General features: G+C 72.3%; 23 protein-coding genes. 20 read left to right on the top strand and 3 right to left on the bottom strand.

Annotated features, from left to right (window positions below):
- Positions 1-103 precede the first annotated feature (103 nt).
- The 11 genes from ribD (at position 104) to BCL76_RS39020 (ending at position 8,947) form a co-directional block, all read left to right on the top strand.
- Positions 104-1,252, top strand: a complete 1,149-nt coding sequence (ribD, locus tag BCL76_RS19435) for a bifunctional diaminohydroxyphosphoribosylaminopyrimidine deaminase/5-amino-6-(5-phosphoribosylamino)uracil reductase RibD (RefSeq protein ID WP_109780768.1) — start codon at positions 104-106, stop codon at positions 1,250-1,252.
- Positions 1,253-1,876 (top strand): riboflavin synthase, encoded by a 624-nt coding sequence (locus BCL76_RS19430; RefSeq protein WP_109780767.1) that lies wholly within the window; start codon positions 1,253-1,255, stop codon positions 1,874-1,876.
- Complete coding sequence (locus BCL76_RS19425) at positions 1,873-2,529, top strand: nicotinamide mononucleotide transporter family protein (RefSeq protein ID WP_109780766.1); 657 nt, start codon at positions 1,873-1,875, stop codon at positions 2,527-2,529. The genes BCL76_RS19430 and BCL76_RS19425 overlap by 4 nt, the downstream gene beginning before the upstream one ends.
- On the top strand, positions 2,526-3,815 hold the full coding sequence (locus BCL76_RS19420) for a bifunctional 3,4-dihydroxy-2-butanone-4-phosphate synthase/GTP cyclohydrolase II (RefSeq protein WP_109780765.1): 1,290 nt from the start codon (positions 2,526-2,528) through the stop codon (positions 3,813-3,815). The genes BCL76_RS19425 and BCL76_RS19420 overlap by 4 nt, the downstream gene beginning before the upstream one ends.
- A 62-nt stretch (positions 3,816-3,877) precedes the next feature.
- A complete protein-coding gene (gene ribH / locus BCL76_RS19415) occupies positions 3,878-4,363 on the top strand; it encodes a 6,7-dimethyl-8-ribityllumazine synthase (protein WP_007262951.1) in 486 nt (161 codons plus the stop codon).
- 35 nt (positions 4,364-4,398) lie between these two features.
- Positions 4,399-4,680, top strand: coding sequence for a phosphoribosyl-ATP diphosphatase (locus BCL76_RS19410; protein ID WP_030774590.1), 282 nt, complete (start codon positions 4,399-4,401; stop codon positions 4,678-4,680).
- Between the two features lie 55 nt (positions 4,681-4,735).
- Complete coding sequence (hisG, locus tag BCL76_RS19405; protein ID WP_109780764.1) at positions 4,736-5,584, top strand: ATP phosphoribosyltransferase; 849 nt, start codon at positions 4,736-4,738, stop codon at positions 5,582-5,584.
- Between the two features lie 69 nt (positions 5,585-5,653).
- The gene (locus BCL76_RS19400) at positions 5,654-6,118 is read left to right on the top strand and encodes a PH domain-containing protein (RefSeq protein ID WP_109780763.1); all 465 of its coding nucleotides are present in this window, start codon (positions 5,654-5,656) and stop codon (positions 6,116-6,118) included.
- Positions 6,119-6,317: 199 nt separating this feature from the next.
- On the top strand, positions 6,318-7,712 hold the full coding sequence (locus BCL76_RS19395; protein WP_109780762.1) for a hemolysin family protein: 1,395 nt from the start codon (positions 6,318-6,320) through the stop codon (positions 7,710-7,712).
- The gene (locus BCL76_RS19390; protein WP_109780761.1) at positions 7,709-8,749 is read left to right on the top strand and encodes a hemolysin family protein; all 1,041 of its coding nucleotides are present in this window, start codon (positions 7,709-7,711) and stop codon (positions 8,747-8,749) included. The genes BCL76_RS19395 and BCL76_RS19390 overlap by 4 nt, the downstream gene beginning before the upstream one ends.
- Positions 8,750-8,806: 57 nt before the next feature.
- Positions 8,807-8,947 (top strand): hypothetical protein, encoded by a 141-nt coding sequence (locus BCL76_RS39020; protein WP_181382628.1) that lies wholly within the window; start codon positions 8,807-8,809, stop codon positions 8,945-8,947.
- 67 nt (positions 8,948-9,014) lie between these two features.
- Here BCL76_RS39020 and BCL76_RS19380 read toward each other — a convergent pair whose 3' ends face one another.
- Positions 9,015-10,934 (bottom strand): AAA family ATPase, encoded by a 1,920-nt coding sequence (locus BCL76_RS19380; protein ID WP_109781031.1) that lies wholly within the window; start codon positions 10,932-10,934, stop codon positions 9,015-9,017.
- A gap of 378 nt (positions 10,935-11,312) precedes the next feature.
- Complete coding sequence (locus tag BCL76_RS19375; RefSeq protein WP_109780759.1) at positions 11,313-11,945, bottom strand: uridine kinase family protein; 633 nt, start codon at positions 11,943-11,945, stop codon at positions 11,313-11,315.
- Between the two features lie 126 nt (positions 11,946-12,071).
- Here BCL76_RS19375 and BCL76_RS19370 point away from each other — a divergent pair, with 126 nt between their 5' ends.
- From BCL76_RS19370 to BCL76_RS19335, 6 genes are all read left to right on the top strand, one after another.
- Positions 12,072-13,454, top strand: a complete 1,383-nt coding sequence (locus BCL76_RS19370; protein WP_109780758.1) for a peptidase C39 family protein — start codon at positions 12,072-12,074, stop codon at positions 13,452-13,454.
- Between the two features lie 107 nt (positions 13,455-13,561).
- Positions 13,562-13,990, top strand: coding sequence for an SPW repeat protein (locus BCL76_RS19365; protein WP_109780757.1), 429 nt, complete (start codon positions 13,562-13,564; stop codon positions 13,988-13,990).
- Between the two features lie 204 nt (positions 13,991-14,194).
- Positions 14,195-14,347 carry an SCO1431 family membrane protein gene (locus tag BCL76_RS19360; protein ID WP_106982965.1) on the top strand — a complete coding sequence of 51 codons (153 nt, stop codon included), beginning with the start codon at positions 14,195-14,197 and terminating at the stop codon, positions 14,345-14,347.
- Between the two features lie 518 nt (positions 14,348-14,865).
- On the top strand, positions 14,866-16,038 hold the full coding sequence (locus BCL76_RS19355; protein WP_109780756.1) for an acyl-CoA dehydrogenase: 1,173 nt from the start codon (positions 14,866-14,868) through the stop codon (positions 16,036-16,038).
- Between the two features lie 2,379 nt (positions 16,039-18,417).
- Entirely contained in the window at positions 18,418-19,551 is a 1,134-nt protein-coding gene (locus tag BCL76_RS19340; RefSeq protein WP_109780754.1) for a hypothetical protein, read from the top strand.
- A 45-nt stretch (positions 19,552-19,596) separates the two neighbouring features.
- A complete protein-coding gene (locus BCL76_RS19335; protein WP_109780753.1) occupies positions 19,597-20,688 on the top strand; it encodes a phosphotransferase family protein in 1,092 nt (363 codons plus the stop codon).
- Positions 20,689-20,704: 16 nt separating this feature from the next.
- Here BCL76_RS19335 and BCL76_RS19330 read toward each other — a convergent pair whose 3' ends face one another.
- On the bottom strand, positions 20,705-21,184 hold the full coding sequence (locus BCL76_RS19330; RefSeq protein WP_109780752.1) for a hypothetical protein: 480 nt from the start codon (positions 21,182-21,184) through the stop codon (positions 20,705-20,707).
- Positions 21,185-21,401: 217 nt separating this feature from the next.
- On the opposite strand from BCL76_RS19330, the gene BCL76_RS19325 reads away from it, so the two are divergent.
- From BCL76_RS19325 to BCL76_RS19315, 3 genes are all read left to right on the top strand, one after another.
- A complete protein-coding gene (locus tag BCL76_RS19325) occupies positions 21,402-21,842 on the top strand; it encodes an Lrp/AsnC family transcriptional regulator (protein ID WP_030011705.1) in 441 nt (146 codons plus the stop codon).
- 61 nt (positions 21,843-21,903) lie between these two features.
- Entirely contained in the window at positions 21,904-23,529 is a 1,626-nt protein-coding gene (locus BCL76_RS19320; RefSeq protein ID WP_109780751.1) for an amidohydrolase, read from the top strand.
- 276 nt (positions 23,530-23,805) lie between these two features.
- Positions 23,806-24,639, top strand: coding sequence for a polyprenol monophosphomannose synthase (locus BCL76_RS19315; RefSeq protein ID WP_109780750.1), 834 nt, complete (start codon positions 23,806-23,808; stop codon positions 24,637-24,639).
- Positions 24,640-24,672 lie beyond the last annotated feature (33 nt).

The following is a 24,672-nucleotide window of genomic DNA, read 5'->3' as shown; positions in this document are numbered from 1 at the left end:
CCTGCGGATGTGCCCGGTCGAACCGTTTTTCCGGCCTCGGCGTCCCCTGTGCGCTGTACCGCTTCATCTGTCGTATCCCGACAGGCCCCGGAGTCCGTGCCCGATGAGGCAGGAGGACCCGGTGGCGACACACGCCGCGCACGCAGCAGCACCCGACGCGGACACCCGTGCCATGCGCCGAGCCATCGAGCTCGCCGCCCGCAAACTCGGCTCCACCAGCCCCAACCCGGTCGTCGGCTGCGTCATCACCGACGCCACGGGCGCGATCGTCGGCGAAGGTCTGCACGAGCGCGCCGGCGGCCCGCACGCCGAGGTCCACGCCCTGCGCGCGGCAGGAGCGGCCGCCCGCGGCGGCACCGCCTACGTCACCCTCGAACCCTGCAACCACACCGGCCGTACCGGGCCCTGCGCCCAGGCCCTCGTAGCCGCCGGGATCACCCGCGTGGTCTATGCCGTCTCCGACCCGAACCCGCAGGCCGGCGGCGGCGCCACCACCCTGCGCGCGGCCGGGATCGACACCACGGCCGGCCTCCTCGCGGACGAGGCCGAGGCGGGCAACGCCGCCTGGCTGACCTCCGTACGCCTGGGCCGGCCCCACGTCACCTGGAAGTACGCCGCCACCCTCGACGGTCGCAGCGCCGCCGCGGACGGCAGCAGTCGCTGGATCAGCTCCGCCGAGTCCCGGGCCGACGTCCACCGGCTGCGCGCCGAGAGCGACGCCGTCCTCGTCGGCGGCGGCACCCTGCGCGCCGACGACCCGCACCTCGCCGTCCGAGGCGTCGAAGGCGCCACCCAGCCGCTGCGCATCGCCCTCGACACCCGCGCCGCGCTCCGGCCGACCGCCCGCGTCCTCGACGACGCCGCGCCCACGCTGCTCGTCGTAGGAGAGGACGCCGACACCCGGCACCTGCCCGGCGTCGAACTGCTCCGGCTGCCCCTGCACGACGGCCGCGTCGGCGTCCACGACCTGCTCACCCCCCTCTTCCGGCGCGGCGTCCGCTCCGTCCTGCTGGAGGGCGGGCCCACGCTGGCCGGCGCCTTCCTGGAGGCCGGCGCCGTCGACCGCGTCATCGGCTACCTCGCCCCCGCGCTGCTCGGCGCCGGCCCCGCGGCCCTCGCCGACGCCGGGATCAAGAACATCTCCGCCGCGCTGCGCCTCGACATCACCGAGGCCGTCCGCATCGGCCCCGATCTCCGCATCACCGCAGTCCCCGTCCCCGTCACCGCCACCACCGCCACCAAGGAGCACTGAGTGTTCACCGGAATCGTCGAAGAACTGGGCGAGGTCACCGCTGTCGAGCAGCTCGAGGAAGCCTCCCGCTTCCGGCTCCGCGGCCCCCTCGTCACCGAGGACGCCAAGCACGGTGACTCCATCGCGGTCAACGGCGTCTGCCTCACCGTCGTGGAGACCGCGGACGGCGAGTTCACCGCCGACGTCATGCAGGAGACCCTCAACCGCTCCAGCCTCGGCGCCCTGACCGCGGGCTCCCGGGTCAACCTGGAGCGCCCGATGGCCCTCGGCGGCCGGCTCGGCGGCCACCTGGTCCAGGGGCACGTGGACGGCACCGGCGAGATCATCTCCCGGACCCCCTCGGAGCACTGGGAGATCGTCAAGGTCGCCCTCCCGAAGAACCTCTCCCGCTACGTCGTCGAGAAGGGCTCCATCACGGTCGACGGCGTCAGCCTCACCGTGGTCGAGGCCGCCGCAGACTGGTTCACCATCAGCCTCATCCCCACCACCCTCGCGCTGACCACCCTCGGCATCAAGCAGAGCGGCGACCCGGTCAACCTGGAGGTCGACGTCCTCGCGAAGTACGTCGAGCGCCTCCTGGCCGCCGGCGTGGACCCGCTGCACGCGACGGGAGACGCGCAGTGAGCGCCCTGACCTGGCTCAACGCGGAGGCCTTCACCGTCTTCGGCCAGAAGGTCATCTGGTCCGACATGATCGGCAACCTGATGGGCCTGGCCGCGCTCGCCCTCGGCTGGCGCCGCTCCATATGGACCTGGCCCGCCCAGCTCCTCTCCGGCCTGATCCTCATCGCCGCCTACGCCTCCGCCCACCTCGCGGGCGGCGTCGGCAAGCAGCTCCTCGTCATCGGCGTCGCCGTGTGGGGCTGGCGCGCCTGGCAGCTCGGGCGCCAGAAGGCCCAGGACGGCTCGATCGCCGTCCGCACCGCCACCTGGAAGGAGCGCGGGCTCCTGCTGGGCGGCGCGGCGCTCGGCACCCTCGCCGTCGGCGGCCTCTTCACGCTCTTCCCGAACCTCTCGTGGAGCCCGTGGGCCGACGCCTACATCTTCGTCGGCACCATCGTCGCGATGGTGGCCCAGGCCCGCGGCCTCGTCGAGTTCTGGTTCGCCTGGCTCCTCGTCGACCTGGTCGGCGTCCCCCTCGCCTTCAACAACGGCCTGGCCTTCTCCGGCCTCGTCTACGTCGTGTACTTCGCCCTCGTGCTGTGGGGCGCCTACGACTGGTACCAGCGCTCGCGCACCACCACCCCCGCCTCGGCCCCGGAAGGAGCAACGGCATGACCAGCCTCAAGCCCGTGCCCGACATCCCCGAAGAGACCTTCCGCCTCGACCCCGTCGAGCAGGCCATTCGCGACATCGCGGCGGGCCGCCCCGTCGTCGTCGTCGACGACGAGGACCGCGAGAACGAGGGCGACCTCGTCATCGCCGCCGAGAAGGCCACCCCCGAGATCATCGCCTTCATGATGAGCGAGTGCCGCGGCCTGATCTGCGCCCCCATGGAGGGCCCCGAGCTGGAGCGGCTCGAACTCCCGCAGATGGTCCAGAACAACACCGAGTCGATGAAGACCGCCTTCACCGTCTCCGTCGACGCGAGCGCCGCCCACGGCGTCACCACCGGCATCTCGGCCGCCGACCGCGCCACCACCCTGCGCCTGCTCGCCGACGGGGTCAGCGAGCCCGGCGACTTCGTCCGCCCCGGCCACATCTTCCCGCTGCGCGCCAAGCCCGGCGGCGTCCTGGTCCGCAACGGCCACACCGAGGCCGCCGTCGACCTCGCCCGCCTCGCGGGCCTGCGCCCGGCCGGCGCCATCGTGGAGATCGCCGGCGAGGACGGCGTCATGCTGCGCCTGCCCGAGCTGATCCCCTTCGCCCGCAAGCACGGCCTGACGATCATCTCCATCGAGGACCTGATCGCCTACCGCCGCTCCGCCGAGCCCACCGTGCGCCGCGAGGCCGAGGTCAGCCTGCCGACCGCCTTCGGCGAGTTCACCGCCTACGGCTACCGCTCCACCGTCGACGGCGTCGAGCACGTCGCCCTCGTCCACGGCGAGATCGGCGACGGCGCCGACATGCTGGTCCGCGTGCACTCCGAGTGCCTCACCGGCGACATCTTCGCCTCCCAGCGCTGCGACTGCGGCCCCCAGCTGCACGCCTCCATGGAACGCATCAAGGCCGAGGGCCGCGGCATCGTCGTCTACCTGCGCGGACACGAGGGCCGCGGCATCGGACTCCTGTCCAAGCTGCGCGCCTACGAGCTCCAGGAGCGCGGCCGCGACACCCTCGACGCCAACCTGGAACTCGGCCTGCCCGCCGACGCCCGCGACTACGGCGCCGGCGCGCAGATCCTCGCCGACCTCGGCGTGCACAGCGTCCGGCTGATGACCAACAACCCCGAGAAGTCCGACGCCCTCGTCCGGCACGGCATCACGGTCACCAGCCGGGAGTCCATGCCGATGGAGGCAGGCGAGCACAATCTGCGGTACCTGCGCACCAAGCGGGACCGGATGGGCCACGACCTGCCCTGGCTGGACGGGCCCGTGACCACCTCCGCCTGCGGCAACCAGTAGGCACGCACCACCACCCGTACATACATCCACCACCCCATCACGAACCACCGAGGAGCAGAGCTGTGAGCGGCAAGGGCGCACCCGAACTGAGCGTGAAGAACTGCGGAGACCTGCGAGTCGCCGTGATCGCGGCCCAGTGGCACGAGAAGGTCATGGACGGACTGGTCGACGGAGCCCTGCGGGCCCTGCACGAGCTGGGCATCGACGAGCCCACCCTGCTCCGGGTCCCCGGCAGCTTCGAGCTCCCGGTCGTGGCGAAGGTACTGGCCGGTCGCGGTTACGATGCCATCGTCGCCCTCGGAGTGGTCATCCGCGGCGGCACCCCGCACTTCGACTACGTCTGCCAGGGCGTCACCCAGGGCCTGGTACAGGTGTCGATCGACACCGGAGTCCCCGTCGGCTTCGGAGTACTGACCTGCGACAACGACGAGCAGGCGCTGGACCGCGCCGGCCTCGAGGGGTCGAACGAGGACAAGGGGCACGAAGCGGTCACCGCCGCCGTCTCCACCGCCATGACCCTGCGCACCGTCAGCGAACCCTGGCGCTGAGTGGCGACGGGGAACCCCGTATTCTGAGGACCATCATGGCTGACAAGACCCCCAAGACCTTCGAGGAGCTCTTCACCGAGCTCCAGCGCAAGGCCGCCGAAGGCGACCCCAGCACCTCCCGCACCGCCGAGCTCGTCCACAAGGGCGTCCATGCCATCGGCAAGAAGGTCGTCGAGGAGGCCGCCGAGGTCTGGATGGCCGCCGAGTACGAGGGCAAGGAAGCCGCCGCCGAGGAGATCTCCCAGCTGCTCTACCACGTCCAGGTGATGATGGTGGCGCGTGGGATCTCCCTCGACGACGTCTACGCCCACCTCTGAGTCCGGCACGCACACCCGCCCGTAAATCCCGTACCCACGCACCAAAGGAAGCCCCATGCTGCGCATCGCCGTCCCCAACAAGGGTTCACTCTCCGGACCGGCGTCGGCGATGCTCCATGAGGCCGGCTACCGGATGCGCAAGGAGTCCAAGGAGCTCGTGGTCGTCGACCCCGAGAACGAGGTGGAGTTCTTCTACCTCCGCCCCAAGGACATCGCGATCTACGTCTCCTCGGGCAAGCTCGACATCGGCATCACCGGCCGTGACCTGCTGCTCGACTCCGGCGCCAGCGCCGAGGAGATCCTCCCGCTGAACTTCGGGCGCTCCACCTTCCGCTACGCCACCAGGCCCGGCACCGCGACGGGTCCCGAGGACTTCACCGGGATGACGATCGCGACCTCGTACGAGGGAATCGTCGCCAAGCACCTCGCCGAGCAGGGCATCGACGCCTCCGTCGTGCACCTCGACGGCGCGGTCGAGACCGCGATCCAGCTCGGCGTGGCGCAGATCATCGCGGACGTCGTCGAGACCGGCACCAGCCTGCGCAACGCCGGCCTGGAGATCATCGGCGAGCCGATCATGACCTCCGAGGCCGTCGTCATCCGCAGCAACGCCTCCGACCCCGAGGACCCGCGCGCCCAGCAGTTCCTGCGCCGGCTGCAGGGCGTCCTGGTGGCCCGCAGCTACGTGATGATGGACTACGACTGCCGCGCCGAGCACCTGGAGCGCGCCGTCGCCCTCACCCCCGGCCTGGAGTCGCCGACCGTCTCCCCGCTGCACAACGAGGGCTGGGTCGCCGTCCGCGCGATGGTCCCCGCCAAGGAAGCCCAGCGGATCATGGACGACCTGTACGAACTCGGCGCGCGCGCGATCCTCACCACCTCGATCCACGCCTGCCGCCTCTAAGAGGGTGACCGGCGTGCCCACCGGCACGCCCCACCCGACCCGTACGCCACCTCCAGAAGGCACCGCACCATGGCCGAGTCCGCCGCCCAGCCCGCCCCACCCACCCTGCCGGTCACCTTCCGGCCGACCCGCACCCGGGTCGTCCTGCTGGGCGTCGGGCTCGCCATGTTCGCCACCATCACGGCGATCGCGCTGCTGCTGGAGAACCTCGGCCCGGGCGAGCGGATCAGCTTCGTCTTCACCGCCGTCCTGCTGAGCTCCGTACTCGTCCTGCTCAGCCGCCCCAAGGTGGTCGCGGACGAGAGCGGCGTCACGGTCGTCAACCTGACCACCACCCGCCGCCTGGAGTGGGCCCAGATCCTGCGGGTCAACCTCCGCCCCGGCGACCCGTGGGTGTTCCTCGACCTCAGCGACGGCACCAGCCTGCCCGCCCTCGGCATCCAGCCGGGCGTGGCCAAGCAGCAGGCGATCGGCGACGCCCGCGCCCTGCGCGCCCTGGCCGAAGCCCGCGGAACGGGTGCCGGCGACCACTGAGTCGGCCCATCCTCACGGCTGCGTACCGTTGCGGCCTGGACATCAATGACTACCCTGGTGGCGGGGCGCAGCTGTGCGCCCTCCCGCCGGCCCCGGACCTCGTGGCCCGTGGGCACCTGCGACTTGAGGAGTGACTCCCTCCAGCAATGGACGGATCGTCCGGTAGTACCCGCGCCGCCCTCCCCTCGGAGGCGGCGGCATGACCATCCCGCTACTTCTGCTCGCGGCGGCCTTCGCCCTCATCCTCGCCAACGGTTTCTTCGTGGCCGCCGAGTTCGGCCTCGTCACCGTGGAGCGACCCGAGGCCGAACGCGCCGCAGCCGACGGTGACCGCCGTGCCCGCACGGTGGTCAAGGCCCTGGGGGAGCTGTCCTTCCAGCTCTCCGGCACCCAGCTCGGCATCACCATCACCTCCCTCGTGGTCGGCATGCTCGCCGAGCCCGCCCTGGCCGCACTGCTGGCCGGGCCGCTCGCCGCGACCGGCCTGCCGAAGGGAGCCGTCTCCGGCGTCGCCGTCGTCATCGGCATGCTGCTCGCCTCCGCCGTCCAGATGGTCGTCGGCGAGCTCGTCCCGAAGAACTGGGCGGTCTCCCGGCCGCTCCAGGTGGCACGCTTCGTCGCCGGCCCGCAGAACGGCTTCTCCCGCGCCTTCCGGCCGGTGATCGCCGCACTCAACGCCGTGGCCAACCGCCTCGTACGGGCGCTCGGCGTGGAACCGACCGAGGAGATGGCCTCCGCCCGGACCCCCGGCGAACTGCTCTCCCTGGTCCGCCATTCGGCCCAGGCCGGCGCCCTCGAACAGGACACCGCCGACCTCTTCGTCCGCACCCTCTCGCTGGGCGAGCTCACGGCCCAGCACGTCATGACCCCCCGGGTGAAGGTCAGCGCCCTGATGCACACGGCCACCGCGGCCGACGTGCTCAACCTGACCCGCGCCACCGGCCTGTCCCGCTTCCCGGTCTACCGCGACCGCATCGACGAGATCACCGGCGTCGTCCACCTCAAGGACGCCCTCGCCGTGCCCGAGTCGGAACGCGACCGCACGTCCGTGAGCCGGATCTGCGTCGCCCCGCTGCTGGTGCCCGGCTCCCTGCCGGTGCAGCCGCTGCTGGAGCGGCTGCGCAGCGAGCAGCCGATGGCCGTGGTCGTCGACGAGTACGGCGGCACCGCCGGCGTCGTCACGCTGGAGGACATCGTCGAGGAACTCGTCGGCGAGGTCCGCGACGAGCACGACTTCGCCGAGGACGAGACCCCCGAACTGGCCGCCGTACCGGCCGAGGACGGCCGCCCCTCCTGGGAGGCCGACGGCAGTTGCCGGGTACAGACCCTGCGCCGGATAGGCCTGGACGTTCCCGAAGGCCCGTACGAGACCGTCGCCGGCCTCGTCGCCGACCTGCTCGGCCGGATCCCCGCCCCCGGGGACCGGGCGGAACTCCCCGGCTGGAAGCTGTCGGTCCGCCGGGTCGGACGCAACCGCGCCGAGCGGGTCCGGCTGGTCCGGCTCGCGGCGGTACCCGCAGCCGGCTCGTACCGGTCCGCCTCCGCGGCCGTGCTCGAACCCGAGCGCGCCGAGCTGGAAGGCGCCGCCCGATGAACGCGCTCCAACTCCTCTTCGCCCTGCTGCTGGTTCTTGCCAACGGCTTTTTCGTCGGCGCCGAGTTCGCACTCGTCTCCGTACGACGCAGCCAGATCGAGCCCCTCGCGGCCGATTCCGCCCGGGCCCGCCAGGTGCTCCACGGCCTGGAGAACCTGCCCCGCATGATGGCCGCGGCGCAGTTCGGCATCACCATCTGCTCGCTCACCCTCGGCGCGGTCGCCGAGCCCACCGTGGCCCGACTGCTGGAGCCCGTCTTCCACGCCGTCCACGTACCGCAGGGTCTGATCCACCCCCTCGGCTACGTCGTCGCGCTGAGCGCCGTGGTCTTCCTGCACCTGGTGATCGGCGAGATGGTGCCGAAGAACCTGGCGATGGCCGCCCCGGAGCGGACCGCCCTGTGGTTCAGCCCGGGCCTGGTCGCCTTCGCCCGCCTGTGCGGGCCGGTCACCACCGCGCTCGGTGCCTGCGCCAAGCTCGTCCTGAAGCTCTTCAAGGTGGAGCCCAAGGACGAGGTCGAGGCCGTCTACACCTCCGCCCAGCTGGGCCGGCTCCTCAAGGACTCCCGGCAGGCCGGGCTCCTGGAGCCGGTCGAGCAGGAGCGGTTGGAGGACGCGCTGGAACTGGGCAGCCGCCCCGTCACCGACGTCCTCCTCGGACCGGACCGCCTGGTCACGGTCGGCCCGGCGGTGACGCCGCGGCAGATCGAGCAGCTGACCGTGCGCACCGGCTACTCCCGATTCCCCGTCCGTGCCGACAGCGGCGCCTTCATGGGCTACCTGCACGTCAAGGACGTACTGGATCTGGAGGACCGGGAGCGTGCCGTCCCGCAGCGGGTCTGGCGCCGGATGACCACGCTGTGCTCCACCGTCCCGCTGGACGACGCCCTCGGCGTCATGCGCCGGGACGCCACGCACCTGGCACAGGTGGCGGACCCGGCCGGCCGGGTCCTCGGCCTGGTCGCCCTGGAGGACGTCCTCGAAATGCTGGTCGGTGAGGTCCGCGACCCGGCCCACCGTGTGGCGTTCGCCCGCTAGGCGATCGGATCACCGCGCCCCGGGCCCGCGAGGGTCCGGGGGCGGAGCGCGCGGGAGATGGCGTCCAGGCCGAAGGCGACATGGCAGCTGGACAACGGCCAGTGCCCCAAGTACTCGCCGGACAAGGGGCGCCTGTGGTGCGCCGACGCGAGCAGCGAGACCCGCGACCTCGTCTGCGGCCGCCGGCCGAAGAACTGACCGCTCAGGACCGCACGCCGCCGGGGCCCGTCACGACGGGCCCCGGCGGCGTATCCGCCGCACATCCTCAGAGGGACCCGGGCTCCGGCCGTTCCTGAGGGCCCCGGCCCGACAGGACCTCCCCGTACGCCTGCATCAGATCCGGCAGCCGGAGCGTCGCCAGATCGTCCCGCGACGGCTCACCCGCGAAGCCCGCCAGCCGCAGATCCCGGTACGCGCAACTCTTCTCGTACAAGGTCCGCAGGAAGCGGCCGTTGCCGAGCTCGTCGATCCAGCCCTGCTCCACCACGTGCGCACTGATGCTGCGCAGCTCCTCCAACGCCTCCTCGTCCCAGTGGTCCCCGTTCCCGTCCGCCAGCACCCCGCCGATCGCGGTCAGTTCCAGCGGCCGGTAGCTGGGGAAGTCCACCCGGGTGGTGAAGCGCGAGGACAACCCCGGATTGGCGGCCAGCAGCCGGTCCATCCCGGCCGGGTACCCCGCCAGGATCACCACCAGACGATCACGGTTGTCCTCGGCCCGCTTCAGCAGCACCTGCAAGGCCTCGTCGCCGTACGCGTCGCCCTTGCTGTAGCCCGAGTTCGACAACGAGTAGGCCTCGTCCACGAACAGCACCCCGCCGATCGCCGAATCGATCAGCTCGTTCGCCTTCACCGCCGTCTGCCCGAGGAACTCGCCCACGAGGTCGGCCCGCTGCGCCTCCACCAGGTGATCGCCACCGAGCAGCCCCAGCGCGTAGAAGACCCGGCCCAGGATCCGGGCCACCGTCGTCTTGCCCGTACCGGAGGGCCCCGAGAACACGAAGTGCCGCTTCGGCGGCTGCACCGGCAGCCCCTGACCCGCCCGCAGCCGCGCCATGTGCAGCTGCGCCGAGAGCGCCTTCACCTGCCGCTTGACCGGCTCCAGACCCACCATCCGCTCCAGCTCCGCCAGCGCCTCGGCGAGCGCCGCCGGGTCCGCGGGCCCGGCCGGCAACCCCTCCGGCGTGCCCTGCGGCGGCACCGGAACCTTGCGCCGCGCCCCCTCCACCCGGCCCGACGGGGGAGTGGGCGCCGCCGGCGGATCGGGCTCCGGCTGGCCCTCCGCCGCGATGTCCTGGACGGGGCCGCCGCCCAGCGCGACCGCCGCGAAGTCCCCGCCGGCCGGGGACGGGCCGTGTCCGCTGTAGCTCCCGTACGCGGCGTACCCCGCCAGACCCGCCAGGTCGGCCACGCCGTCGGTGTCGTCACCGTCCTCGATGGCCGTCAACCGGGCCGCGGTGTCCATGAACGAGGGATCCACCCGGTGCACCGCCCGGTACAGCGGCAGCGCCGCGGCACTGCGCCCGGTGCCCTCCCGCGCCCGCGCCAGCCAGTAGCGCAGCTCCTTGCGCTGGGGCTGCTCGCTGCGACACCGCATCAGCGCCGCCGCCAGCATCGGCTCCGCCTGCCCGTACATCTCCAGCCGGACCCGCGCCATCCCGCCGAAGAGCCCCGCCTCGATGCCCAGCAGCGGATCGTCGACCAGGGGCTCGGTGTGCCGGACCAACTGGTCCCAGTCCTTGACCAGATAGGCCCGGCAGGCGTGCAGGAACCGTACCTGGGCGTCGGTGTCCACCGGCGGCAGTGCGGCCAGCGCCTGGTCCAACTCGGGCACGTGCCGACCGTCCAGCCAGTGCGAGGCATGGGCGAGGAGCAGGTCCCGCCGGCTCTCCAGCACCGGCTGCACCCACCAGCCCAACCAGTACCAGGAGTTCAGCGTGCGCCGGTGCCGGGCGCGCTGCTCGCCGAACCGGTCCCGGTGGGCGTACATCCGAAGTAACGCGTTGCCGGTGTCCACCCGGAGCGCGTGCAGGCCCAGCCAGGCGTCGGCCATGGTGTGGTCGAGTCGTACGGCCGCCCGGAACTCCTCCTCGGCCTGCGGATAGGCGCCCATGGTGCAGGCGTCGACCCCGCGCAGCCAGGCGAGTTCGGCCGGGGCGTGCATGCTGCCCGGCGTGCCGAAATCCATCACGTCCCCCACAAGCCTGCCCCCGTGGTGCGCGGCAACCTCCGTGACGAGCACATGAGTTGCCCACTGCGCCGATGAAATCAGGGCTGCATCGTACCTGCGGTCACGCACCTTACGTAGGGCGCGACAGAGCCGGTTCCGGCGTGCGCCCCTGGGGCTGACGGTGACTCAGGGTGAAGAATCGGGGAGGAACGGCCTCGCGCGACACCGCCGGGGAGGGGGGCGCGGGCAGAACGAAGCCCCCGATCACGGGGGAACAACCGGGGGCTTCGTGTCCGCGGCGGCCTGTGAAGGCCTCGCATTCAGAACGTAAGGCCGCCGCGGGCCCCCGGTCAAGCGGGTCGGCCGGGCCCCGGCGGAGCGGATTTCCGAGGGCCCTCAGGCCCGGGGGAGGTCGTCACTCCCGGTGACGGAAGCGGAGGTTCCCGCCGTCGCACAGGCCCCGGAAGTCCACTCGTATCCCGTACCGCTCTGGCGCACCAAGGTGTCGGCGAAGGGGCGCGAAGGGTCGTTGGAGAAGTGCGCGCGCTCCGCGCGCTCCCATCCGTCCCAGAAGTCGGAAAGTTCACGCCCGTCCCTGTTTCGCCCCCGTTGCCAGGACTGCTCACGAGCCGTCTCCATCCACAGCAGACGCGCCAGCCTCGGCCGCAGCGCGGCCCGCCCCGCCCCGACCCCCTCGACCAGGAGAACCGGCGCCGGGTCCAGCACCCGCTCCGGCCCGAACCGGCGCTCCACCCAGTCGTACGGGGTCCAGTGCGCGGACCGCCCGGCGGCGAGCGGCTCCAGCACCTGCGCGCGCAGCCGCTCCTCCCAGCCGAACAGCTCCTCATGGGTGGCCACGTCGTCCAGGTGCAGCACGGGCGCCCCCAGCACCTCGGCGAGCCGCCCCGCGAAGGTGCTCTTCCCGGATCCGGCGTGCCCGTCGATCCCGATCAGGCGCACCGGCCCGAGGGAGGGCGGCAGGGCGGCGAGCTCCCGGGCGAGTGACTCAAGTGACTGCTGTGGCTCCACCCGACCAGCCTAGACAGGCCCGACACGACCCGTGGCTTCGGGCCGCCACCGCCGGGAACTGGAAGGGTGATGCCGGACGGCGGCCGAAAGCCACCGACGTACCGACCCACCCTGGGGGAACCCGCGATGACCGAACCCACTCCGCGCAGGGCCGTACTCGTCGCCGCACTCGCGGTCGCCACCGCGGCCACCGCCGCCACCGTCCCGGGCGGCAGCGCCTCGGCGGCGCCTCCCACTCCTCCCGCCCCTCCCGCCCCACGGGCCACGGGCCGCACCGTCGACAATCGCTTCTGGCACTCCTACGGCCACTGGCTCGCCGGCGCCCACGAGGGCACCACCGCCGTCGGCGGCGCCCGCCCCGGCCTGGAGATCGCGACGGCCGTCGGACGCACCGAGTACGCCGACCCGCACACCGGCCGCAAGAGCACCTGGGAGTACGCCACCTGGACCTCCCCCGTGCACCGCTCGGCCGTGCCCGCCACCGAGGCCATCGCCTCCTGGAACGCCCGCACCCCGGCCGGCACCTGGATCCGGATCGAACTGCGCGGCACCTACACCGACGGCACCGCCACCCCCTGGTACGTGATGGGCCGCTGGGCCTCCGGCGAGGCGGACATCCGCCGCACCTCCGTGGACGGCCAGAGTGACGGCAGGTCCACCGTCTGGACCGACACCCTCGCCCTCGACGCCCCCACCGCGACCGCCGGCCTGCGGATCGCGGCCTGGCAGCTGCGCCTCACCCTCCACCGCCGGCCCGGCGCCGATCTCGGTCCCACCGTCTGGCTCGCGGGCGCCATGGTCTCCGACGTCCCGGACCGCTTCACCGTCCCGGCCTCCACCCCCTCCCGTACCGCCCACGAGCTGAAGGTCCCGCGCTACTCGCAGGAGGTCCACGCGGGCCGGTATCCCGAGTACGACAACGGCGGCGAGGCCTGGTGCAGCCCCACCTCCTCGCAGATGATCATCGAGTACTGGGGTGGCAAGGTCCCGTCCTCCGCGCTGACCTGGGTGAACCCCACGTACTCCGACCCCCAGGTCTGCCACGCGGCGCGCTCCACCTACGACGCCGCCTACAAGGGCTGCGGCAACTGGCCCTTCAACGCCGCGTACGCCGCCACCTACCCGGGCCTCGCCGGAGTCGTCACCCGCCTCACCTCCCTGACCGACCTGGAAACCCTGGTCCGGGCCGGGATCCCGGCCATCACCTCCCAGTCCTTCCGCCCCGAGGAACTCACGGGCGCGGGCTACGGCACCGCCGGCCACCTGATGACCGTCATCGGTTTCACCGCCGCCGGGGACGTGATCGCGAACGACCCCAACTCGCACGACAACGCCGCCGTGCGCCGCGTCTACAAGCGCGCCGAGTGGGAGAACATCTGGCTCCGGACCAAGCGGGTGGGCGCCTCCGGCAAGGTCACCTCGGGCTCCGGAGGCGTCTGCTACCTCTACGCGCCGGCCCGTCCGAGCCGGGAGCAGTTCCGGGCGCTGCGAGCGGCGGGGGTGCTGTGAGCAGACCGCGACAGGCCGCGAAATTCCCCGTTGACCAAGCGGTACGGATAAGCGGAACATAGTGGGGTAAATGGCACATAAAGGCTTCTCAGTAGAGGCGGCCCGCCATGACCACCCATCCCATCGAGCACCACCCCGACCTCGCCGAGATGCGCACCCGGTTCGAGCGGGTGACCACCACTCCCCGGGCGCAGGCCGTCGAAGCGCTGGCCCTGATCACGGGCCTGTACCTGGCCGCCTCGCCCTGGATCGTAGGATTCAGCGGCCTCACCCCGCTGGCCATCAACAATCTGATCGCCGGCCTCGCCTTCTGCCTGTGCATGAGCGGTCTGGGTTCCGCCTACGAGCGCACCCACGCGATGGCGTGGACGGCGGTCGCCCTCGGTGCGTGGACGATCGTCGCCCCGTGGGCCATCGCCGGCGAGATGGACACGACGCGCACGGTGGTCAGCAATGTGATCGCCGGAGGTGTCGCCCTGTGCCTCGGCCTCGCGATGGCGGCCATGGCGAGCCGCGACCGTGAGTCCCGCGTCTGATCGGGGCTCCGGAGGGAGCGCAGTGGCCGACGCAGTGTCGGATGAAGGAAAAGCACGCCGGGCCCCGGCCGAGGAGGTCGGGGCCCGGTCGTCCGCCACCTGGTTCTGTATGCGCTCCTGTCCGTGTATGTCAGTTTTTGCGTGACGCATGCCACCCATGACGTCCCTACCGCGAAAGCCGCGAACGCCGGCACATTGGACGCCATGACTGCCGACAGCGCCGCCCCTCTCGCCGCCCCCCGGGACCTCGTCCGCACCGGAGGCCCCAAGGACGACTCCAGCTGGCTGGAGCACGTACTCGGCTGGACCCTCGTGGTCGTCGTCGCCATGTTCGTCACCCAGATCGGCTGGCTCTGAGCCCTTCGCCGTCCGGGACCACGAGGCCGTCGGTCCCGGTCCGTCCGCATCGGTGCGCAGAGCTGAACCCGTAGCCGCCGGGCGCCGGTTGTTCGTCGACACCGCGACCGGCGTGCTCCCCGTGGACCGCATCGCCGACCGCGCGGCGTCGCCCAGCGATTGATCCCCCCTGCTCCGACAGCAGGAGCGGCCACCACCTCGCCGTCGCCCCTCCCGTACCTCCCGCGGCTCGCGCCGCTCGCCCGGCCGCGCGCGACACTGAAGACTGAAGGTGGTCGGAGGGGTTCGTCCCGGAGTGTCCGGCACCTCCCGGCCCCGAAGAGCCGCTCGATCGGCTCGGTGATCTTGCCCCGGTGACGGGAAGCCCCTGATCGGGCATACTCAAGCCGCCGCAGCCGCTGAACAGGCCCTTCCGTGACCCGGGAGGGCAACATCGGCTGTGAGAGAACCGAGACCCGGCGTCGCGTCCCACACCTCACGCGTCGCCGCCGTTCCCGACCAGGGAGGAGAGCGCCGCCATGACTGACCGCGCCCCGCAGCCGGTGGACCGACAGCTGCCCACCGAGGAGTCCCGGGACCTCCTCGCCCTCGTACGCGAGATCGCGCAGCGCGAGATCCGCCCCAAGGCAGCCGAGGAGGAGGACTCCGGCCGCTTCCCGCGGGAGGTCTTCACCCTGCTGTCCGAGGCCGGCCTGCTCGGCCTTCCCTACCCCGGGGAATTCGGCGGCGGCGAGCAGCCGTACGAGGTCTACCTCCAGGTCCTGGAGGAGCTGGCCGCGGCCCGCCTGACCGTCGGCCTCGGCGTCAGCGTGCACTCCCTGGCCTGCCATGGCCTCGCCGGCTACGGCACCAAGGAGCAGCAGGGCGCCCACCTGCCCGCGATGCTCGGCGGCGGCCTGCTGGGCGCCTACTGCCTCTCCGAGCCGGCCTCCGGTTCCGACGCCGCCTCGCTCACCACCAAGGCGGTGCGCGACGGCGACGACTGGATCATCACCGGCACCAAGGCCTGGATCACTCACGGCGGCGTCGCCGACTTCTACACGGTCCTCGCGCGCACCGGCGCCCAGGGCCCCAAGGGCATCACGGCCTTCCTGGTGCCCGGGGACGCGGAGGGCCTGACCGCGGCCGTGCCCGAGAAGAAGATGGGCATGAAGGGCTCGCCCACCGCCCAGCTGCACTTCGACGGCGTACGGGTCCCCGACGCCCGCCGCATCGGCGAGGAGGGGCAGGGCTTCACCATCGCCCTGGCCGCGCTGGACGCCGGCCGCCTGGGCATCGCCGCCTGCGCCATCGGCGTCGCCCAGGCCGCGCTGGACGAGGCCTTGGCGTACGCCTTGGACCGCAAGCAGTTCGGGCACCCGATCGCGGACTTCCAGGGGCTGCGCTTCATGCTGGCCGACATGGCCACCAAGATCGAGGCGGGCCGGGCGCTCTACCTGGCGGCCGCGCGACTGCGGGACGCGGGCAAGCCGTTCTCCCGCCAGGCGGCCATGGCCAAGCTGTTCTGCACGGACGCGGCCATGTCCGTCACCACGGACGCGGTGCAGGTCCTCGGCGGATACGGCTACACGGCGGACTTCCCCGTCGAGCGGCTCATGCGCGAGGCCAAGGTGCTCCAGATCGTGGAGGGCACCAACCAGATCCAGCGCATGGTCATCGCCCGCCACCTGGCGGGCCCGGAGACGCGCTGACCGCGGTCAGTACAGCCCGCTGCTGGTGCTGGGCCAGACCGGGGAGGACGCGAGCCGCGACCACTCCGGATCACGCCGGCCCGGCAGCGTCCGGCCGGCATCTGCCCACCGCGCCAGCAGATCCCGGTAGATCGGCGGGTCGGGCACCTGCTGCGCCTGTTCACGCGGACGCTGAACCGATTCTTCGAAACCCGGCGTCGCCGGGCGACGCCTTCGGCCCGTAGAAGACTGAAGCATGGTCATACCCGGCCAACGCGGAACCGAAGGGCCGGGTAATCGCCCCCGGGGTGCGGCTATCCGTTCGAGCTGTCGCCGGGGGCGGGGGCGGGGGCGGTGCCTGGGGCCTCGGCTGCGGCACGCGGAAGCCGGCGGGGCGGGGGCGAGTACGCGCGGCGGGGCTTCGGGGGCGCGGGAGCCTCTCGGGCGGCATCAGAGACGCGTATGGGGGCTTCCCGTCAGTCTCATCGTCTCTCCGTGTCGGGCCGGCCCCTCAAGGGCGCTCCTCCTTCGTCGTCGCGTCGCTACGCGATGGCCTGCGGCCACCCTTGACCGACCGTCCCGCCCCGGACATACGAAGACTGTCGGGAAGCCCCCAAAAGAACGAGCCGGTCGAAGGTCTCAGGGGCGGGGACATCACAGAAGCCCAGGCCCGGTCCCGGTGGGGCGATCCCGAGACGAGGCCATGACAGCCCCCGGCCGGGTCGGGGGAAGCGCCCGGTTCGCTGCGCGCTGCTCACGTCCCAGCGCCCGACGACCGGCCTGGGCTGGACATAAGCCGCCCACCTCGCACACGCTTCTCCCTGACGGCGTCCGGCGGCTGTCTGTGGTTGGGCATAGGTCGCCCACCTCGCACACGCTTCTCCCTGACGGCGTCCGGCGGCTGTCTGTGGTTGGGCATAGGTCGCCCACCTCGCACGCACTTCTCTCTGACGGCGTCCGACGACCGGCCGTGGCTGGACATAAGCCGCCCACCTCGTACGTACGTCTCTCAGACGGCGTCCGGCGGCTGTCTGTGGATGGGCATGGGCCGCCCACCTCGCACGTACGTCTCCCTGACGGCGTCCGACGGCCGTCCGTGGCCGGCCATGAGCCGCTGCAGATCGCTACGTGCTTCACCCGCACGGCGACCGACGGCCGGTTCGGGGTTGATGAGGGGCGCCGAGAGGGGCGGACGGCCGATGGCTCGTCCATTCGGTCGTAGAACCGGGTCAGCGCCTGCACGACACCACAAACCCGCCCCCGAACAGGGGTAATTGGGGCTAATCGCCAGCCTTCCGGACCGCCCACCCGGGCTGACCCGCATCCACCACGAAATAGCCGCAGTCCCACGCCTTTTCGCCCCGGACGAGGGCCGAACGCCCTCGGTTGACGATCCTCCGTGCGACCGGGTGGGTGCACCGACCGCCGACGCCCTCACGGAGAGCTTCCGACAGCCCTGGGCGGCCTATGCCTAGCTGCAGACGGTCGTCGGACGCCGTCCTCGATGAACAGGTAGGCGGTGGGCGGCTCGTGACCGGCCACGGACGGTTGTCGGACGCCGTGAGCGAGAAGTCGCTGGGTCCTGGGCGGCCTGTGCCCAGCGGCAGACGGTCGTCGGTCGCCGTCATGGAGAAGTGCGTGCGAGGTGGGCGGCTTATGTCCAGCCACGGCCGGTCGTCGGACGCATGTCGAGCGTCGGATCGAGGTCGTGGGCGGCTTATGTCCAGCCCAGGCCGGTCGTCGGGCGCTGGGACGTGAGCAGCGCGCAGCGAACCGGGCGCTTCCCCCGACCCGGCCGGGGGCTGTCATGGCCTCGTCTCGGGATCGCCCCACCGGGACCGGGCCTGGGCTTCTGTGATGTCCCCGCCCCTCAGACCTTCGACCGGCTCGTTCTTTTGGGGGCTTCCCGACAGTCTTCGTATGTCCGGGGCGGGACGGTCGGTCAAGGGTGGCCGCAGGCCATCGCGTAGCGACGCGACGACGAAGGAGGAGCGCCCTTGAGGGGCCGGCCCGACACGGAGAGACGATGAGACTGACGGGAAACCCCCATACACGTCTCTGATGCCGCCCGAGAGGCTCCCGCGCCCCCGAAGCCACGCCGCGCGTACTCGCCCCCGCCCCGCCGGCTTCCGCGTGCCGCAGCCGAGGCCCCAGGCACCGACCCCGCCCGTCCGGCTCCCGCCGCCCCGCCCGGCCCCGCCCCCGCCCCGCGCAGCCCCCGGCATTGCGCGCCGGTCTGTCAGAGCGTGCCAGAAGGGTGGCCTCGGGGCTGGTTTCTGACGTACCGTCATATCTGCCGAGCCGCACCTCGGAGCCGTTTCGAAGCCGCCCAGGTACCGCCCGATCACCGCCCCGATACCGCCCCGAAACCCCCGAAGCCGTCCGTCCAGGAGGTTCGCCATGTCCGCCGACCGGCCCGTCGCGCTCGACGAATACCCCATCCATCAGGCGCCCTTGTCGATGAAGCACGTCGTCAGCGGTGACCGCAACGCCTACGACCGCTGTATCTTCCACGTCTTCGACCACGCCGGCCGCGCCGTCCTGATCCTCGGCCTCGGCGTCTACCCCAACGCCGGGGTCATCGACGCCTACGCCACCCTCCGCGTCGGCGACGAACTGCTCGCCGTCCGGGCCTCCGACGCCCTCACCGACGACCGGATGAACCTCTCGGTGGGCCCTCTGTCCATCACCGTCGACGTGCCGCTCAAGCAGCTCACGCTGCGCTGCGCCGCCGATCCCGCAGACCCGAACGGCCTCTCGTACGACATCACCTGGACCGCCGAGTTCCCGGCCGTCTGGGAGCCGCACCATGTCCAGCGGCGCGGTGACCGCCTCATGTTGGAGGGCCGCCGCTTCGTACAGGCCGGTCAGGTCGCCGGCACCATCCGGGCCAAGGGGGAGCGGTTCACCCTCACACCGGGGGAGTGGACCGGGACCCGCGACCGGAGCTGGGGCGTGCGGCCGATCCCCGGAGAGGAAGGGGGGCGCGCGGCCGAGGAGCACCGCCCCGAGGGCTTTCACTGGCTGTGGATCCCGGTCCGTTTCGAGGACCGCTTCCTCATGGTCATCGCCCAGGAGGACGCCGACGGCCACCGCACACTGAACGAGGCCGTGCAGGTCTTCCCCGACGGCAGCGGACGCCATGACGTCCAACTCGGCTGGCCGCACACCGAGATCCGCTACCGACCCGGCAGTCGGCACCCCGAGCGGGCCGTGGTCCACCTGACCGACCCCTCCCGCAAGCCCCTCGAACTGGGCGTGGAGATCCTCAACTCCTCCCCCCTCGCCGTCGGCGCCGGCTATCCGCCCGCCGCCGACTGGCAGCACGGCACCTGGCAGGGCCGCGGCTGGAGCGACCGCCGCGTCTACGACCTCTCCGACCCCGCGGCCCATCCGATGGCCGCCTTCGGGGTGACCGACCACTCCGCCCGCTTCACCCTCGACGGGCGGATCGGCCACGGCATCTTCGAGCACGGCAGCTTCGGGCGCCACGACCCGAGCGGATTCGCCGACTACTCCTCCGTCGCCCAGTAGGACAAGGACCCGTAGGACCAGGACCCGTAGGAAAGGGGCTCAATCATGGCCACCGCACCACGCCCGCGTACCTCCACCCGGGAGCCCGAGGAGCTCGGCCGCCTTCTCGCCGCCTGGCTGGACGTCAGGCTCCCCGGCGCGCGGGTCACGAACGTCTCCGTCCCCGGATCCAACGGGATGTCCAGCGAGACCCTGCTCTTCGACATAGAGCACCCCGACACCCCGCTGCGGGCCTGCGCGCTGCGGCTCGCCGCTGATCCGGCCGCCTACACCGTCTTCCCCACGTACGACATGCCGCGCCAGCACCGCGTGATGAGCCTGGTCGCCGAGCACACGGACCTGCCCGTGCCGCGCGTGCAGTGGCTGGAGGCGGATCCGGGGCCGTTGGGGGCGCCGTTCTTCGTCATGGCCCGTGCGGAGGGGCGGGTCCCGCCCGATGTCATGCCCTACACCTACGAGGGCAACTGGCTGCACGCCGCCACCGACGCCCAGCGCGCCACCCTCCAGGAGGAGAGCATCTCGCTGCTGGCCCGGCTGCACGACCAGTTCCCCGCCAAGGAGGCCGAGTTCCTCCTTCCCGACGGCGAGGGCACACCCCTTCGCCGGCACGTGGACGCCCAACGTGCCTACTACGCGTGGGTGGTGGGCGGGCTCGCCCCGTCCCCGCTCATCGAGCGGGCGTTCGCCCGGCTGGAGGAGCTGTGGCCCGAGGACGAGGGGCCCGCCGTCCTCAACTGGGGCGACGCCCGGATCGGCAACGTCATCTACGACGGATTCACGCCCGTGGCCGTCCTGGACTGGGAGATGGCGGCGTACGCCCCCCGCGAGGTGGACCTCGGCTGGACCGTCTACCTGCACCGGTTCTTCCAGGACCTCACGGTCGGTTTCGGCCAGCCCGGCCTGCCGGACTTCCTGCGCCGCGAGGACCTGGAGCGCCGCTACGCCGAGCTCACCGGCCACACCCCGCGGGACATGGAGTTCCACACCCTCTACGCGGCCCTGCGGCACGGCATCGTGATGCTGCGCATCGCCTACCGGCAGGCCCACTTCGGCGAGGTCGAGGTCCCGGCGGACCCGGACAGCCTGATCCTGCACCATGCCGCTCTGGCCGCCATGGTGCAGGGAACGTACTGGTAGAGGAGCGGGGCGGCCGTCAGGCCGCCTGCGCGTGCTGCTGCCGCGTCTGCGCCTGCGGCCGCGGCAGCACCGGGCTCACCACACGCACCGGTCGCGAGCCCGGGCCGCCGACGTGCGAGAAGGGCTGCGTCCGCCAGTCCAGTCCCTGGGGCAGGGCCGACAGGACGACGGATTCGAGCTCCTGCACCTCCACCGGCTGGATCATGCCGACGGTGGGCAGCGCGTCGCTCGCGGGCCGACCGGTGCCCGCGCACACGGTGAGGCCGAAGGGGTTCCACGGGGTCAGGCAGAGGGCGTGCTGCGGCAGGTACTCCTCGTCCGCGACGAGGGCGATCGACTGGCCGCAGTCGGGGCAGATCGCGTGGTGGATCTCGAAGCCCTCGATCTCGTCGAGGAAGTCTCCGTCCCCGCCGTCGATCGGATACGTACCGTTCCCTGGATCGAGCGGTTCCAGGGGCTCCGGTTCGGTGCGACCGGCGCGCTTGGTGTTCAGCATGGATGTACTCCCCCTTGGGTGGGCCGGGCGGGCAGGTTCTTCGGCCTCGGCCACAGCAACCAATTCCCGTCGAGCGTCACGAGTAACCACAACAGACAGGCCTCCACCTGCATACCCCTGTGGCCTTGGTCACATGCCCGCCGCAGATGCCTCCAGTGGGCGGACAGCACTGGGCCTGGAGTGCCCTTGGGCCTTAAGTTGAGCGGCTATGAGCGCAATGGAGGAGCTGGACCGCCAGATCGTTGATCTGCTCGTGCGGGACGGGCGGATGAGCTACACGGATCTGGGCAAGGCCACGGGACTGTCCACGTCGGCAGTCCATCAGCGAGTACGACGTCTGGAGCAGCGCGGGGTCATCCGCGGCTATGCGGCCGTGGTCGATCCGGAGGCCGTCGGCCTGCCGCTGACCGCGTTCATCTCGGTCAAGCCCTTCGACCCGAGCGCTCCGGACGACATCGCCGACCGGCTGGCCGGTGTCCCCGAGATCGAGGCCTGCCACAGCGTCGCGGGCGACGAGAACTACATCCTGAAGGTGCGCGTCGCCACCCCCCTGGAGCTGGAAGACCTCCTGGGCCGCCTGCGCGCCCTCGCCCACGTCTCGACGCGCACGACGGTCGTCCTGTCCACCCCCTACGAGGCGCGCCCGCCCCGCGTCTGAACCGGGCCCGAGCGGGACCCGGTGGTGGGGCCGGGGTGGGCGACGCGGGACACTGGTCGGCATGACTGACCGCACCGCCCACTCCGCCGCCGCCGGAGCACCGACCAGGACCGTTCTTCTCCGCGGGGGCGAGGTGCACAGCCCCGCCGACCCCTTCGCCACCGCGATGGTCGTCGAGCGCGGGCGCGTCGCCTGGGTCGGTTCCGAGGGCGCCGCCGACGCCTTCGCGCAGGGCGTGGACGAGGTCGTCGACCTCGGCGGCGCGCTCGTCACGCCGGCCTTCACCGACGCCCACGTCCACACCACCTCCGCGGGCCTGGCCCTGACCGGGCTGGACCTCTCCGGGGCGCGCACCCTGCCCGCCGCGCTGGACCTCGTACGCGCGTACGCCGCGAGCCGCCCGGCCGATCGGGTGCTCCTCGGCCACGGCTGGGACGCCGCCCGGTGGCCCGAGCGCCGGGCCCCCTACCGCGCCGAGCTCGACGAGGCCACCGGCGGCCGCCCCCTCTACCTCAGCCGCGTCGACGTGCACTCGGCCGTGGTCACCACGGCCCTCCTCGCCCTCGTGCCGGGGGTACGGCCCGACGGCGACCGTCCGCTGACCGCCGACGATCACCACGCCGTACGGCGGGCCGCGCTGGCCGCCGTCACCCCCGCCCAGCGTGCCGAGGCGCAGCGGGCCGCCCTGGAGCGGGCCGCCTCCCTCGGCATCGGATCCGTCCACGAGTGCGGCGGGCCCGAGATCTCCTCCGCCGAGGACTTCACCGGCCTGCTCGCCCTGGCCGCCGAGCGGCCCGGGCCGCGCGTCTTCGGGTACTGGGCCGACCGGGACCTCGCCCTGGCCAAGGAGCTGGGGGCCGTCGGGGCCGCCGGAGACCTGTTCGTCGACGGAGCCCTCGGCTCGCACACCGCCTGCCTGCACGCCCCGTACGCGGACGCCGCGCACACCGGCACCGAGTACCTCGACGTGCACGCCGTCACCGAACACGTGGCCGCCTGCACCGAGGAGGGCCTCCAGGCCGGGTTCCACGCCATCGGGGACGCCGCGATCACCGCCGTCGTCGACGGCGTACGGGCGGCCGCCGAGAAGGTCGGCCTGGCCCGGGTCCGGGCCGCCCGGCACCGGGTGGAGCACGCGGAGATGATGACGCCCGCAACCATCGCCGCCTTCGCGGAGCTGGGGCTCACCGCCTCGGTGCAGCCGGCGTTCGACGCGGCCTGGGGTGGCGAGGACGGTATGTACGTCGACCGGCTCGGCGCCGCGCGGGCCCGCACCCTCAACCCGTACGCGGCCCTGCTGAAGGCCGGTGTCCCGCTGGCCTTCGGCTCGGACGCGCCGGTCACCCCGCTCGACCCGTGGGGCACCGTGCGGGCGGCGGCCTTCCACCGGACCCCCGAGCACCGGATCTCCGTACGGGCCGCGTTCACGGCCCACACCCGGGGCGGCTGGCGGGCGCTGGGTCGCGACGACGCGGGCGTCCTGGTCCCGGGCGCGCCGGCCGACTACGCGGTCTGGCAGACGGGTGACCTGGTGGTCCAGGCCCCCGACGACCGGGTCGCCCGCTGGTCCACCGACCCCCGTTCGGGAACCCCCGGACTGCCCGACCTGACCCCCGGATCCGACCTGCCGGTGTGCCTCGCCACCGTCGTCGGCGGGCGGGAGGTATTCGTACGCCCACAGGGGTGATCCGGCGGGCCTCGGTTCGGTACGGGCGGTCGGACCCGGATAGGTTCGGCCGGGTCCACCACAGGATGTCCGTGCCGGACGACTCCGTCTGCGCAGCGCGCCCGCGCCTCGGGGGCGAGGGAAGGTTTCGCCGGGCGGCGGTGGCCCCGGGTCGGGGTCCGCGGTCCAGTAGACAACGGTCACGGCGGCCCGCAGCCAGCGGGCGTCCGACCGGCCCGAAGGACCGCGGGCCCCGGCCACTGTTCTAAAGTCGTCCTCTGCGACCGGACGTACAGGATGTGCGAGAGCACAAAAGGGGACTCAGTGAGCGACGGCGGAAAGCGGACCTACGGACCGCTCGGTACGGCCTTGGTGATCATTCCGACCTACAACGAGGCGGAGAACATCGGGCTGATCGTCGGGCGTGTGCGCGCGGCCGTGCCCGAGGCCCACATTCTCGTCGCGGACGACAACAGCCCGGACGGCACCGGCAAGCTCGCCGACGAGCTGGCGGCCGGCGACGACCACGTCCACGTGCTGCACCGCAAGGGCAAGGAGGGGCTGGGCGCCGCCTACCTGGCGGGCTTCGTCCGGGCCCTGGAGCAGGGCTACGGGGTGATCGTCGAGATGGACGCCGACGGCTCCCACCAGCCTGAGGAACTGCCCCGCCTGCTGACCGCGCTGGCCGGCGCCGACCTGGTCCTGGGCTCCCGCTGGGTGCCGGGCGGCCGGGTGGTGAACTGGCCCAAGAGCCGCGAGTTCATCTCGCGCGGCGGTTCGACGTACTCGCGGCTGATGCTGAACCTCCCGCTGCGGGACGTGACCGGCGGCTACCGGGCCTTCCGCCGGGAGACCCTGGAGGGGCTGGGCCTGGACGAGGTGGCCTCGGCGGGCTACTGCTTCCAGGTCGACCTGGCGCGCAGGGCCGTGGAGAAGGGCTTCCGCGTGGTCGAGGTCCCCATCACGTTCGTCGAGCGTGAGCTCGGCGACAGCAAGATGAGCAAGGACATCCTGGTCGAGGCGCTGTGGCGGGTCACCCAGTGGGGCCTCAAGGCCCAGGCCTCGAAGCTGCTCGGCAAGGACGGCGGCAAGGGCGGCACCAAGGGCGGCACCAAGGACGGCGGGGCCTGACTCCCCTAGGGGATGTCCGGTACCTCCGGCTGA

Origin of the sequence: Streptomyces sp. CG 926 (assembly GCF_003148825.1) — a bacterium.
Classification (GTDB): Bacteria; Actinomycetota; Actinomycetes; order Streptomycetales; family Streptomycetaceae; genus Streptomyces.
The sequence above is the reverse complement of the archived record's forward strand: the minus strand, read 5'-3'. Positions and strand labels throughout refer to the sequence as shown.

Bases quoted from the DNA above. Each gene is read 5' to 3' on its own strand.
- BCL76_RS19330 (WP_109780752.1), bottom strand. From the start codon at position 21,184: ATGCTGAACACCAAGCGCGCCGGTCGCACCGAACCGGAGCCCCTGGAA.
- BCL76_RS19335 (WP_109780753.1), top strand. From the start codon at position 19,597: ATGGCCACCGCACCACGCCCGCGTACCTCCACCCGGGAGCCCGAGGAG.
- BCL76_RS19315 (WP_109780750.1), top strand. From the start codon at position 23,806: ATGTGCGAGAGCACAAAAGGGGACTCAGTGAGCGACGGCGGAAAGCGG.
- BCL76_RS19410 (WP_030774590.1), top strand. From the start codon at position 4,399: ATGGCTGACAAGACCCCCAAGACCTTCGAGGAGCTCTTCACCGAGCTC.
- BCL76_RS19395 (WP_109780762.1), top strand. From the start codon at position 6,318: ATGACCATCCCGCTACTTCTGCTCGCGGCGGCCTTCGCCCTCATCCTC.
- BCL76_RS19390 (WP_109780761.1), top strand. From the start codon at position 7,709: ATGAACGCGCTCCAACTCCTCTTCGCCCTGCTGCTGGTTCTTGCCAAC.
- hisG (WP_109780764.1), top strand. From the start codon at position 4,736: ATGCTGCGCATCGCCGTCCCCAACAAGGGTTCACTCTCCGGACCGGCG.
- BCL76_RS19365 (WP_109780757.1), top strand. From the start codon at position 13,562: ATGACCACCCATCCCATCGAGCACCACCCCGACCTCGCCGAGATGCGC.
- BCL76_RS19325 (WP_030011705.1), top strand. From the start codon at position 21,402: ATGGAGGAGCTGGACCGCCAGATCGTTGATCTGCTCGTGCGGGACGGG.
- BCL76_RS19370 (WP_109780758.1), top strand. From the start codon at position 12,072: ATGACCGAACCCACTCCGCGCAGGGCCGTACTCGTCGCCGCACTCGCG.
- BCL76_RS19355 (WP_109780756.1), top strand. From the start codon at position 14,866: ATGACTGACCGCGCCCCGCAGCCGGTGGACCGACAGCTGCCCACCGAG.
- BCL76_RS19320 (WP_109780751.1), top strand. From the start codon at position 21,904: ATGACTGACCGCACCGCCCACTCCGCCGCCGCCGGAGCACCGACCAGG.
- BCL76_RS19400 (WP_109780763.1), top strand. From the start codon at position 5,654: ATGGCCGAGTCCGCCGCCCAGCCCGCCCCACCCACCCTGCCGGTCACC.
- BCL76_RS19360 (WP_106982965.1), top strand. From the start codon at position 14,195: ATGACTGCCGACAGCGCCGCCCCTCTCGCCGCCCCCCGGGACCTCGTC.
- ribD (WP_109780768.1), top strand. From the start codon at position 104: ATGAGGCAGGAGGACCCGGTGGCGACACACGCCGCGCACGCAGCAGCA.
- BCL76_RS39020 (WP_181382628.1), top strand. From the start codon at position 8,807: ATGGCGTCCAGGCCGAAGGCGACATGGCAGCTGGACAACGGCCAGTGC.
- BCL76_RS19340 (WP_109780754.1), top strand. From the start codon at position 18,418: ATGTCCGCCGACCGGCCCGTCGCGCTCGACGAATACCCCATCCATCAG.
- BCL76_RS19420 (WP_109780765.1), top strand. From the start codon at position 2,526: ATGACCAGCCTCAAGCCCGTGCCCGACATCCCCGAAGAGACCTTCCGC.
- BCL76_RS19380 (WP_109781031.1), bottom strand. From the start codon at position 10,934: ATGGATTTCGGCACGCCGGGCAGCATGCACGCCCCGGCCGAACTCGCC.